Origin of the sequence: Deefgea piscis (genome assembly GCF_013284055.1) — a bacterium.
GTDB lineage: Bacteria > Pseudomonadota > Gammaproteobacteria > Burkholderiales > Chitinibacteraceae > Deefgea > Deefgea piscis.
In genome coordinates this window covers 2576983-2589266 of the sequence record NZ_CP054143.1, presented here as the reverse complement: position 1 = coordinate 2589266, position 12284 = coordinate 2576983, and the positions used below count along the sequence as shown (strand labels likewise).

Sequence of the window (12284 nt, the reverse complement as noted above, 5' to 3'; positions counted from 1 at the left end):
GCAATACCCTATTTACCCAACACACAATCTTGCTCGAAGGGCAGGATTGAGTCATTTTAAAGCAACCTACCCGCCTAAAAATGACAGCAGGCCGAAAGAATTATTCGCCAATACTCAACAAGGGCATGCACGCATACATTGCATCGCAATGTATGCCGGCCTAAGCCGCTAAAAACAGCGGAAAAACAGCGCCTGAATGGCTAGTTTTGTAGGATTCACGCAACATCACGCACCGAACGACAACCCAAACGCGCCGCCGCGCTGCACTGAAATTCGCCAATCATTGCGATTTATCGTTGCAAACAAGTCGCGTAAAACACACCGTATTGCCCACAAGCACATGCACTACCAGTCAATGAGGGCAATACATCGCATAACTAACAAAATGCGCCACCACTTTTTGACTGAAATAGCCTGCATAACAAAATTAATCATTTTGCGCGAGTAAATAAGACACCATTAGTCATATGGAATAGTGCCGTGTTTCTCACTTTGATGACTTATATGATGAAAGAAAATCTAATCATCATGCAATACAAAGGACCCAACATGACCAAGAAATTCAGCCCGCGCGATATCCGTAAACAATTGGGCATGAACCAGCAAGACTTCTGGAGTCAAATTGGCGTAACGCAAAGTGGCGGCTCGCGCTACGAAAGTGGGCGCAACATGCCTAAACCAGTGGCCGAATTATTACGCGTCGTTCACATCGAAGGCATTGATCTAGCCAAACTACGCAAAGAAGAAATTAAAGTATTAGAACTTTTGCGCAGCGAACGTCCGGAACTGATGGATGAATTACTGCAAAAAGCCCAACAAAGTGAAGCAGCAAGTCACTAAGCTGCCAGCTTAACTGACAAACCTAATGATGTAATTCGTTCGGCCAAGCGTTGCATCCACTCTGTGGGTGCGGCGCTCAGCTGCGACGCTTCTGCTTGCATCGAAGTGCGAGCAATCCCATAGAGCAACACCCCTTCTAGCTTCACACCCGCCTCAATTTGCTGCGCCAAAAACGTTAAATACGCCTGCAACTCAACTTCCGAGGGCAACTGGCCATCCACCGCAAACATGCACGTCTGTATCCATGTTGGGCACAGCGCCGCTGCCTGCGCCAAGCGGCGCGTTACTTGCTGCCGATTTAATCGTATTTGATTGACCCATGCAAAATCATCTTGCGGCGCACGATCGACCTTAAACCAAACCTCTCCGCGCAACGATGCCATGGTTTTAAGCGCAAGCTGTACACCGGCCTTATCCAGCTGACTACCATTGGTAATCAGCACCACTTTGATTTGCCCGCGCAAGGAAAAACGATCTAAGGCCCGCTCAACAATCGCGACACATTCGGCAAACTGCCCCGAAGTCGTTGGCTCGCCATTACCTGAAAATGCAATGTCATTGAGTCGACGCACACCATCTGGGACTGCTCGAGCCATAAAATCTCCGTTAACAACATCCCCGAGCATCAAATCCAATTCAAACTCTAACTGCGGTAATGCAATTTCTGGCGCAGTACCTCTTTGCAAATCAGGCACTTGGCAATACACGCAGCGCCAATTACAGGCGTTATTTGGGTTTAAATTGATCCCCACCGAAACCCCGCCAGCACGACGCGACACCACCGGGTAAACATAAGTCAAACCTGCAATATCTCGCCGATGATCATTCACCTGTAGCGGTGCAATCCATTGTGTTTTAAGCGACATGCTCAGGCGCTCTCACCAACAAAACCGGCGTTTTAGCATAGCGAAGCACGCCTTCAGCCACACTGCCAAGCAGCAAATGCGTCAAGCCGCCATAACCATGCGTACCCATGACCAGCAATTCGGCATGCCATTTCTCACCTTCATCGACAATCGTACGCGCAATTTGTCCGCCCCAGATTTCAAGCAAGGCCACGTCAACCGTTAAACCCAGTGCACGGAGCTCTTCAGCTCTAGAGTCAAGCAATGCTTGCCCACCAACGCGAAGCGAGGCCTGTAATTGCGGTACATCCAAAAATTCATTGGCACTCCAAGCAAACTGCGCCAGATCAATCACATGAATCAGCCGAAGTACCGCCCGTTGCTCACCAGCAAGACGCTTTGCTTCTTGTAGCGCCGCAGCACTGGTATCACTATGGTCGACTGGCACTAAGATACGTTGATACATAGGGCAAACTCCTCCAAAATAACTACTTTAGTCTTACAGGACAAAGCTTATTGCGGCAATGTGCTGACGCGCTTAAACTCAAAGCTACATCAATACTTAAAACCAACTATGCCACGAATTAAACTCGACTTACCAGAGTGCAATCTATTTCAGTGCAATATTACGGTTCGAATTACCGATATTAACTACGGCCAGCATTTAGCACATGATGCCTTACTGGGCTTACTGCACGAAGCAAGGTTGCAATGGCTCGCTCATTTGGGGTATCACAGTGAAGTTGACATCGGTGGCGCAGGTTTAATTTTAAGTGATGTCGCCGTTATTTTTTTACACGAGGCCTTTTATGGTGACGTGTTGCAGATTAGCCTTGGGATTGACGAAATCAGTCAAACTCGGTTTGAACTTTATTATGATGTAAGCACCCAAGCACATCCAATTGCTAAAGCAAAAACAACCATGGCCTGTTTTAGCTATACCGAACGAAAAATCATGTCCTTGCCGGTTCTTTTTCGGCAGGCGATAAAAAGTCAGGAGCAACAATAGAAATGAAAAAATACCCTAGCAATAGCCCAGAAGCCATGGCACGGATCTTAGTCATGCAGATGATGTGTGATGGTAGTTTTGACCCAGAAGAAATCGAAGAGCTAGAGCACTTACGTGCCTACGAGATTCTTGGCATTACCCGCAAAGGCTTCATTCAAGTATTACAAGCTTATTGCGCCGACATCAGTGATGAAGCCGACGAAAACGGCCAAATTCGTTTAATTGATAAGCAACGAATTGACGATCTACTTGAAACCATTGATGAGCCACAAAAACGTTTGCAACTGGCGGCGCTGGCGCTCGACATCGCCAAATCAGACCAAGAAATTTGCGACGCTGAATTGGCGGTATTTAGCCGCATGCTCAAAAAATGGCATATATCGCTCGACGATTTAGCCATCGCTTTTGGCGAATAAACCCGCAAATGGCACTTGATGTACATGACACAACGCCACATTGCTTAAGCTGTATATCTTGGCAATAACGTCAACATGTTCAAGGCCCGTTTGCCAAGATCAGCAAAACAACGATAGCTCAAGCCAGCAACTACTGCACAAACACAGATCGCTCGGCTTGAGCGACTCAACTCGCACCACACTGTGGCGCGCACCCTAAAAAAATAAAATACCACGACAGGTACGCCATGAGCTGGGTTATTGACTTACATACCGCACTGGAACGCAGATTCATTTCAACGCTGGCTAAGAAATTTGCTTTTATTGGCTTATTTTTAATCTTTCCAATATTACTCCTGATTGCCAGTCACCGACTTGAATCCAAACTCAGCGCCACGCTCGCACAACTCGCTCCGGCTACCAGTCAATTGATACTGCAAGAAATCCAGCATTTGCAATGGTTTGCCATCGCCTGCACCGCCCTTACTGTATTACTCTGCGCCATTGAAATTACTTATTTTCATTTTTGGATTACCAAACCGGTACAACGCATCGATCAAGTCTTTTATGAAGCGGCCAGCCACGAAGGCGATCTTTCAAAGGATATTCCGGCCCCCTACTCCGATGAAATCAGCCAATTAGCCCTCACCTGCAACCGCTTTTTAAGTAAACAACGTGACATCATTGCCAATGTCCAAACCATGACGGTTGGCATGGCGCTTGAGGCGGCCAAATCACAAAAAAACATCAAAGATTCTGCCTCGGCTACCGCCCAACAAGATACGCTAGCCAGAAATGTGGTCAACGCCAGCAATGCAACCACCGAAGGCATTAACCACGTCTCGCACCGCACTGGCGAAATTGCACAAACGACGGCACAAAACTTGCAAATGGCACGACAATCCTCGGCCGAGCTCCAAGACGTGACCACGCGCATCAATGCAATCACCCATAAAATTGCCACCTTCAACCACACCGTCGATGGTTTAAATCAACGTTCAGCCAGCATCAAAACCATTGTTGATTTAATTAAAGAAATTGCCGGACAAACCAATTTATTAGCGCTCAATGCCGCCATTGAAGCTGCACGAGCAGGTGAACAAGGTCGTGGCTTTGCTGTTGTTGCCGATGAAGTGCGTAAACTGGCAGAAAAAGTTGGCGTCGCAACCGACGAGATATCCAACGACATCGACAATATGCTCAGCCAAGTTGCTGAGACCTTGGCCGAAACTGCCATGATTACCACGGATGCCAACCTAACCCGTGAAGCAGTTGCCAAAGCATCAATGCAATTTGCACAATTGATGCAAGATTTTGAAATGACCGCGCAAGCCTTATCTGGCATTGCTCAAACACTCGAAAACTTCACCAGCGCCAATAATTTGGTGAATGCCAACGTTTCAGAAATTCACCAATTATCCCTCGGGGTGAATGAAAAAATGGGGCGATCAGCACAATCTTCTTTTGATGTTGCGCAAGCGGCAGAAAAAGTCCAAGCCATGATTGGCCGTTTTACCGTAGGGCAAGGCGCGCTGGATTCCAGCATCTCATCGGTATGCCAATTCCGCGATCGGATTGCCGCCCAAATTGAGGCACTGCATCAGCGTGGCATCAATGTGTTTGACCACAGCTACCGCCCTGTACCCAATACCCAACCACAAAAATTCCAGACCGAATACAACGCGCACTTTGTGTCTGACATCCAACCACTTTACGATGAGCTCGCCAAAACCGCCCCTGGCGGGCGCTTTGTTTTAGCCGTTGATTGCAATGGCTATGCGCCAACCCACAATAGCTGGTACGCCAAAGCACCAACCGGCGAGAGTGCCATCGATTTAATTGAGAGCCGTCACCAACGAATTTTCAATGATCCCGCCGGGCTACGTGCGGCACGCAATACCGAACGCTTCTTATTGCAAACGTATGTTCGCGATACCGGTGAAATCATGACGGAAATCGACGTGCCGATCACTGTCAATGGTCGACACTGGGGAGGATTGCGTTTAGGGTTTGATGGTAATGCGATTTTAACCAACGCCTAAATGCATGACTTTGCGACAAAAATCCAGCTTCAATGCGGTGTTTGATGCCCATAGCCGCATCTTAATTTTAGGCAGCTTGCCAGGCGATGCCTCGCTCAATGCAGGGCATTACTATGCGCACCCGAGAAACGCCTTTTGGCCGATAATCAGTCAATTGATTGCCATCGACTTAACACCCCTCCCATTTGCTGAACGCTACCCCCTTATTCAGCAATATGGCATTGCGCTTTGGGATGTGGTGCAACAAGCGAGCCGTGTTGGCAGCCTTGATACCGCGATCCAAACACCGCAATTTAATCCGCTTGACGCATGGTGTAGAGCGCAGCCTCAACTGCAACTAGTCGCCTTTAATGGCCAAGCCGCAGCCAAATACGGCAGCAAACTCATTCCGGGGTATATTGAGCAAGTCGTTTTACCATCTAGCAGCCCTGCGCATACCCTTAATGTTAGTCATAAGACCGAAGCTTGGCTCACCACGCTGAGGCCTTATTTAACAACTTAACGCTCGTCTTTGCCAGAAGCCCAAATCGCAAACATCAACCAAATTGCATTAACCAAAGCGACAACAAAGCCCAAAAAACCCAGCAAAGGCATCCCCAATAAAGTGGGCCCAGTCTTAATCGTCATGGCAATCGATGAGCCAATAATCAATGCACCAGTCACAATGCCCATCGTCAACCGATTCGCACTTTTAGCCAGTAAACTGCCAAAACGATCTAAGCGTTTTAAGTCCAAATCCACCTTTAAACTACCGCGCCGAGCTTGCTTGATCAGTTTACCAATATCACTGGGCAAACCGGACAACACACTGAATGCTTCAAACACATTGTCTTTGCCGGTTTTAAGCCACGCCTTCGGACTCAAGCGTTCAAGAATAACCTCTTTCACAAATGGCGTTAGATGAGGCACCATTTTAAAATCAGGATCAAGCTGACGCCCCAAACCTTCCAAGGTGATCAGCGCTTTAAATAACAAGGTTAAATCCGACGGCAATGTGATTTCATGGTCGCGCATAATGACGGCAACATCGTTGAGCATATGTCCAAACGGAACGTCTTTTAGCGGCAGATTCTCGTAATTAAACATAAAATCGGCAATATCACTGGCCAATTTAGTCTCATCAACTAAAGTGTCACCGGTCCATTCGAGCAATACATTTAAAATGCCATGCTCATCACGTTGCGATAAAGCGGCCAATAAATCGACAATTTGATCGCGCCGTGGCCGTGGCAAACGGCCAACCATGCCAAAATCTAAAAAGGCAATGCGATTGCCCGGCAAATACTTCACATTGCCAGGATGTGGGTCGGCATGAAAATAACCATCGATTAACACCATTTTAAGCACCGCATCAGCACCACGGGCTGCCAATACTTTTCTATCCATACCTGCAGCATCGACTTGCGCTAAGTCATTGCCCGCGATCCCGCCGATAAAACTTTGTACATTCAAACTTTCGCCAGTCCATTGCCACCAAATACGTGGAATTTCAATCTCATCATGCGCTGCAAAGTTTTGTACAAAACGCTCTAAATTACGCGCCTCGGTCGACAAATTCAGTTCTCGACGCAGCGACTTGGCAAATTCATCCACAATCCGCACCGGCTGATAACGCCGCAAATCTGGAAACTCAAATTCAGCCAAGCTGGCAACGTGCCGCAAAATACGTAAATCGGCTTCAATTTTTGGAATAATTCCCGGCCGACGAATCTTTAACACGACCTCGGTGCCATCTTGCAACTGCGCCCGATGCACCTGAGCGATGGATGCCGAGCCCACTGGAATGGGATCTAATGCTTTAAAAATCGCATGCGGATCATCACCTAATAATTGCTGTAATTCCGGCAATAAAATAGCAAAATCCAAAGGTGGCACTTCACTTTGTAGTTTTTCAAATTCAGCAATCCAATCGGGGGTAAACATATCCACCCGAGTGGCTAAAACTTGGCCCAATTTAATAAATGTAGGGCCCAATTGCTCTAATGCTTGTCGAACACGCACTGCAGGATCAAGCAATTCAATTTCATGTTCACCGGGCAAATGCAAAGCATCACTAGCGCGTTCTATTCCTTTGTTCAAGCCTAATTTTTGCACCAAATTGCCAAGGCCATAACGAATCAAAATCGCTACAATCTCTCTCACTCGAGGTAAATCTCTGACAACAGTGAACGTTTCTTTCAGCATTCAGTCCTATTTCCTTAAATGAAACCAATAAAATTCGGATTTTTTCAATTTTATGCTTTACAGCCCGATTCCACATCCGTACAGTTCCTGCCCATGAAATGGATCATCATTCTCACCACACTATTTAGCCTGAGCGCACTCCCTGCCTACGCCGACGAGGAGATGCCGGTTGGCGAAGTTGCGACTCCAAGTAGCTGGGGCGCTAACAAACCAAGTAGTAATACCGCCAGCAAAGCCAAACGCAATAAAAAATCCGCTGAGAAACAAGCTGACTATACACCGGCTCAGGATTTACTTTTATCTGCAATGAGCTTAATTGGTGTGAAATACACTTGGGGCGGCAACACGCCTGAATCAGGACTCGATTGCAGCGGATTTATTCGCTATGTTTTTCAGAATTCGATGAATTTAACTTTGCCGCGCACCGCCTTTGAAATGGCGCAAAAAGGTAAAACCATCGACAAATCAGAATTAAAACCGGGTGATTTGGTTTTTTTCAACACCTTAGGCAGAACGTTCTCCCACGTTGGTATTTATCTGGGTGACAATCGATTCATTCATTCACCTCGTGCAGGGCGCAGCGTCGAAGTGGCCAATATGGGTATTAACTATTGGACCACGCGCTTTACTGGCGCACGTCGCATCGCCGATGCGGGCAATACCGAAGGTCTAAACGTCAATGCCATGCTGGCTGCCAGCAGCAATGAAAACAAACGCAGCGCAGTAGCGACTAAGTCGGCAAGCACTAGCAGTAAACGAGTTTGTAAAAAAGTGATCACCGGCAAAGGCAAGAACAAAAAAACGGTGACGCAATGCTCAACTGTTACCAGTAAGCCAAGTACAGTACAAGCGCGTAAATCGACAAAAACACAAAAAAGTGCCACGACTCGCAAAGTAAGCAGTAAGAAAGTAACTGCCAACAAAAATGTGGCGAAAAAACCGGCGAATAAAACCCCGCGCAAAGTCGCGCCAAAAACCAGCACTGCAAAACCTAAAGCAACGACTCAAACTAAAAAATAATCACTTATTTTTAGCCAATAAAAAAGCCATTCAACGAATGGCTTTTTTATATTGCGCGAAATTTAAATATCAAAATCTTTTGCTGGCACAATCACCAAGCCCGCGCGCAAACCCGGTGGTACATCGGGATTAGGGAAAATAATCCGTGCGTCAGCTTCTTCAATAATAAATTGCTCGCCCTGATCTTCCGCCAACACCAAACCTTGCGCCAAGGGCGTAAAGTTATCCGTTTTGCCATCAATGGCAAATTTAAAATCATTGGTTTTCTTCATTACTTCACGCGAAACACGGAAAACTTGCACCTGTTCCGGCACTAAATCTGGCGTCGGCAACTCACCTTGAATTAATTGCTGCAAATAGGCAGCCATTTTAGATAAGTCGATCTGCTGGTTCTCTCCAAACGGGCGAGCACTTCCCAATTCAATGGTAAAAGCCGCAGCATTACAATGGCGGCTGGAAAAAAACGAAAAGGTACTCGACACCGTCGATTGCAATAACACCGTATCGACCCCTGCCAATGACAAGCGCGCAATTTCAACTGTCGAGAACGTATTTCCAGGTTTAGGCAGTGGGTAAATTGCGAATTTTTCAATCAAAGAACCGTGAATCGCCGTATGTAAATCGTAATGAAACCTTGGTTTTTTCGCTTGCGCATTGGCTTGAAAAAACCGCATTACATGCATTTCTAGCATTGCAGCGCGCCTTTTCTCAATGCCGTCTTCAACCTCTGGCGTGCGAGAAAACAGTCGATTCATGTCTTCTTCAACAAAACGACGACCTAAACGCAAAGCCGCCACATTGCCAAAAATAAACAGCACACGTGCGCGCACCTTAATTGCGCCCAGCATGATTTGCTCAATCAATTGGTCGACCAATTCAACAGGTGCAGTTTCATTCCCATGGATGCCGCAGGAAATCACCAGATCCAATGCCGTATTATCGATGTCTTGCGGCTCGAATCGAATCACCCCCTCATCCATCACCTGTACGCCAGCCCCTGTCGGCAAGCAGTACGGCAAGGCGATGGCGGTATTTCCTGATAATGTTTCTTGTAAAAAACGACTCATTTGCACTTAACCCAAGGGAAATCGATAATGGTGAGCTAATTTTAGCAGGATCAGCCCATGACACGGGCGTTCTTAAACATCCACGCCTTGCATCTGAAACGGATAAATCGCGCCTAATTGCAAAATCTGCGTCAATTCATCCAATGCGCTACGCACTTCAATTAAAAAACTCGGATCAAGCAAATCAGCTTCAACTAAACGATCGCGGTAATGCCGCTCAACCCACTGCGTCAGCCGTGCATACAGGGCATCATTCATCCACACCCCAGCATTGACCGCGTTGGCTTCAACTTCATTTAAAGCCACCCGCAGCCGCAAACACGCTGGGCCGCCACCATTTTGCATACTCTGCTTTAAGTCATAGACCAACAACTCATCAATTGGCCCATTACTCGCTTGCAATGCTTGTAGATAAGCCCACACCGCTGGCGTATTACGGCACTCCTCAGGCACAACGAGGCGCTGCCTGCCATCGGGCTTAGCCAATAGTTGGCTATTAAACAAATACGACTTCACCGCGTCAGCCACGCTCACTACATCACGGGACACTTCGATAATGTGTAATTGGCCAGCCATTTTGGCCGTCAACTCGGCATACACTTGATCAGACGCTAAAAACGCATCTTGATGGCAAAACAACACGTTTTGATTGCCAACCGCAATCACATCGTTATGAAACACCCCGGCATCAATCACGGCTGGATTTTGCTGCGCCAACACCGTATGGCTGGCCGCTAAACCATGACGACGAATCACCGCTTCGCTCGCCTCTCGAGTTTGTCTGGCCGGATAGTGCTGCGGCGCAATCTGCCCTCCCCAGTGCTGACGGCCATAAACAAAAAACTCGACGCCTTGCTCGGCATAGTCATGACACAGCCGAGTATGATTGGCAGCACCTTCATCGCCGAACGCCGCAAGCATCGGCAAAGCGTCGTGCACCATAAAATGCTGTGGATGCGCAAAAATGCTTTTTAGCGTGCGGGCGGTTTGTTTGTGCTCGATGGCGCGGTGAAATTTATTTTGTAAGTTCGCCACCGTAAAATGCACCCGGCCATCTTGCGTATCGGCTGATGGACTCACTGTCGCCGCATTGGCGGTCCACATGGACGACGCCGAACTCAACGAAGACAAAAACCCCGAAGGGGTATTGCTCATGGCTGCAATGATTTCAGCATCGCTACCCGTATACCCTAGATCACGTAACATCCACATCGCCGGCCGCTCTTGCGGTGGCAATACGCCTTGGCGATAGCCTAAATCGGCCAAGGCCTTCATTTTGGCTAAACCCTGCAATGCCGCCTCACGTGGATTGGCCACTTGATTGGCATTACCCGTTGACGCCACATTCCCAAACGAATGACCGCCGTAATGATGCGTTGGCCCCACCAAACCATCAAAATTGGCTTCAAATGCCCGTACTGAACTCATAAAGTCATCCCCACTGGCAACTGAGCCGGCAATTGCAATTGCTCAGCCTCAATCGAGGCCACCGGATAAGCGCAATAATCGGCAGCATAATACGCACTGGCGCGATGATTACCCGACGCGCCAATACCACCAAATGGCGCAGCACTGGATGCGCCGGTCAGCGGTTTATTCCAATTCACAATCCCAGCGCGCGACGCACGCCAAAAATATTCATATTGCGAGCGAGAATCAGACAACAAACCGGCCGCCAGACCAAACTGCGTGCGATTAGCCAGCACCAGCGCTTGATCAAAATCGGTATAACGCTGCACTTGCAGCAATGGACCAAAATATTCTTCATCTGGCAGATCAGCCAAACCGGTCACATCCAAAATGCCTGGCGACAATAAGGCGGTATTGGGCATCAATCGTTGCATGGCCAATAAAGTGTGCGCGCCTTGGGCTTGCAAACGCTGCTGCGCCGCCAGCATGGCATCGGCCGCAGCCAGTGAAATCACCGCGCCCATAAAGGGCTGGGCTGACGCATCCCAAGTACCGACTTGTAAAGCGGCGGTCACCGTAATCAGGCGAGCAATAAACGCATCACCCCACGCACCAACCGGCAATAGCAAACGCCGCGCGCAAGTACAACGTTGCCCCGCAGAAATAAACGCTGACTGAATCACATGGTGGATTGCCGCATCAACGTCACTCACTTCCTCCACCACCAATGGATTATTGCCGCCCATTTCTAGCGCCAAAATTTTATGTGGCGCACCAGCAAATTGGCGATGCAAGGCGTAGCCAGTATGCGCACTACCGGTAAAGTACAAACCATCTAAATCAGCATTGGCCGCCAGAGTAACGCCCGTTTCACGCCCGCCTTGCACTACATTCAACACCCCTGCGGGTAAGCCAGCTGCAATCCATAGTTCAGCGGTTTTTTGCGCCGTCATCGGCGCCAATTCAGACGGTTTAAATACCACGCAATTGCCAGCCAGCAGCGCGGGTACAATGTGGCCATTGGGTAAATGACCGGGAAAATTATACGGGCCAAATACCGCAACTACACCATGCGGCCGATGGCGTAACACCGCTTGCGCATCGCCTTGCTGCGCCTCTTTATAACCGGTTCGCTCATCGTAACTTTTGATCGAAATCTCGATTTTATTGACCATGGTTGCCACTTCAGTCAACGCTTCCCAACGCGGTTTGCCCGTTTCAATACCAATCACATCAGCCAAACTGGCCTGATTGGCTTTTAATAGCTCGGCAAAGTTACGAATCAACGCCGCACGCTCGGCAAATTGCAGATCTCGCCAAGCAATAAACGCGGCACGAGCGGCACAAACCGCCTCCTTCACGTCATCTTCATTGGCAGCTGCACCTTGCCAAACAATGTCTTGTGTCACTGGATTGCGCGAAGAAAAAACCTCACCACGGCCAGACAGCCAATGCCCATGAATTAATTGCAT

At 48.2% G+C, this 12284-nt stretch carries 12 protein-coding genes; 6 read left to right on the top strand and 6 right to left on the bottom strand.

Annotated elements, in window-relative coordinates:
* The first annotated feature begins 549 nt into the window (after window positions 1–549).
* Window positions 550–840, top strand: coding sequence for a helix-turn-helix domain-containing protein (locus HQN60_RS12045; RefSeq protein ID WP_173533876.1), 291 nt, complete (start codon window positions 550–552; stop codon window positions 838–840).
* On the opposite strand, the gene HQN60_RS12040 is transcribed toward HQN60_RS12045, so the two are convergent.
* Window positions 837–1706: a radical SAM protein gene (locus HQN60_RS12040; RefSeq protein WP_173533875.1), complete on the bottom strand. Its 870-nt coding sequence runs from the start codon at window positions 1704–1706 to the stop codon at window positions 837–839. The two genes, HQN60_RS12045 and HQN60_RS12040, sit on opposite strands and share 4 nt — an antisense overlap.
* Window positions 1696–2151 (bottom strand): universal stress protein, encoded by a 456-nt coding sequence (locus HQN60_RS12035; RefSeq protein ID WP_173533874.1) that lies wholly within the window; start codon window positions 2149–2151, stop codon window positions 1696–1698. The genes HQN60_RS12040 and HQN60_RS12035 overlap by 11 nt, the downstream gene beginning before the upstream one ends.
* A gap of 108 nt (window positions 2152–2259) precedes the next feature.
* On the opposite strand from HQN60_RS12035, the gene HQN60_RS12030 reads away from it, so the two are divergent.
* From HQN60_RS12030 to HQN60_RS12015, 4 genes are all read left to right on the top strand, one after another.
* Window positions 2260–2694 (top strand): acyl-CoA thioesterase, encoded by a 435-nt coding sequence (locus HQN60_RS12030; RefSeq protein WP_173533873.1) that lies wholly within the window; start codon window positions 2260–2262, stop codon window positions 2692–2694.
* A 2-nt stretch (window positions 2695–2696) separates the two neighbouring features.
* A complete protein-coding gene (locus tag HQN60_RS12025) occupies window positions 2697–3110 on the top strand; it encodes a tellurite resistance TerB family protein (protein ID WP_173533872.1) in 414 nt (137 codons plus the stop codon).
* A gap of 227 nt (window positions 3111–3337) precedes the next feature.
* Window positions 3338–5131, top strand: coding sequence for a methyl-accepting chemotaxis protein (locus tag HQN60_RS12020; protein ID WP_173533871.1), 1794 nt, complete (start codon window positions 3338–3340; stop codon window positions 5129–5131).
* 4 nt (window positions 5132–5135) lie between these two features.
* Entirely contained in the window at window positions 5136–5633 is a 498-nt protein-coding gene (locus HQN60_RS12015; protein ID WP_173533870.1) for a DNA-deoxyinosine glycosylase, read from the top strand.
* Here the strand turns inward: HQN60_RS12015 and HQN60_RS12010 are convergent.
* On the bottom strand, window positions 5630–7315 hold the full coding sequence (locus HQN60_RS12010; protein WP_173533869.1) for an ABC1 kinase family protein: 1686 nt from the start codon (window positions 7313–7315) through the stop codon (window positions 5630–5632). The two genes, HQN60_RS12015 and HQN60_RS12010, sit on opposite strands and share 4 nt — an antisense overlap.
* Window positions 7316–7408: 93 nt before the next feature.
* Here HQN60_RS12010 and HQN60_RS12005 point away from each other — a divergent pair, with 93 nt between their 5' ends.
* The gene (locus HQN60_RS12005; protein WP_173533868.1) at window positions 7409–8335 is read left to right on the top strand and encodes a C40 family peptidase; all 927 of its coding nucleotides are present in this window, start codon (window positions 7409–7411) and stop codon (window positions 8333–8335) included.
* Between the two features lie 62 nt (window positions 8336–8397).
* Here HQN60_RS12005 and astE read toward each other — a convergent pair whose 3' ends face one another.
* The 3 genes from astE to astD form a co-directional block, all read right to left on the bottom strand.
* On the bottom strand, window positions 8398–9402 hold the full coding sequence (gene astE, locus HQN60_RS12000) for a succinylglutamate desuccinylase (protein WP_173533867.1): 1005 nt from the start codon (window positions 9400–9402) through the stop codon (window positions 8398–8400).
* A gap of 72 nt (window positions 9403–9474) precedes the next feature.
* Window positions 9475–10830 (bottom strand): N-succinylarginine dihydrolase, encoded by a 1356-nt coding sequence (gene astB / locus HQN60_RS11995; RefSeq protein ID WP_173533866.1) that lies wholly within the window; start codon window positions 10828–10830, stop codon window positions 9475–9477.
* The gene (astD, locus tag HQN60_RS11990) at window positions 10827–12284 is read right to left on the bottom strand and encodes a succinylglutamate-semialdehyde dehydrogenase (protein ID WP_173533865.1); all 1458 of its coding nucleotides are present in this window, start codon (window positions 12282–12284) and stop codon (window positions 10827–10829) included. Before astD ends, astB begins: the two co-directional genes overlap by 4 nt.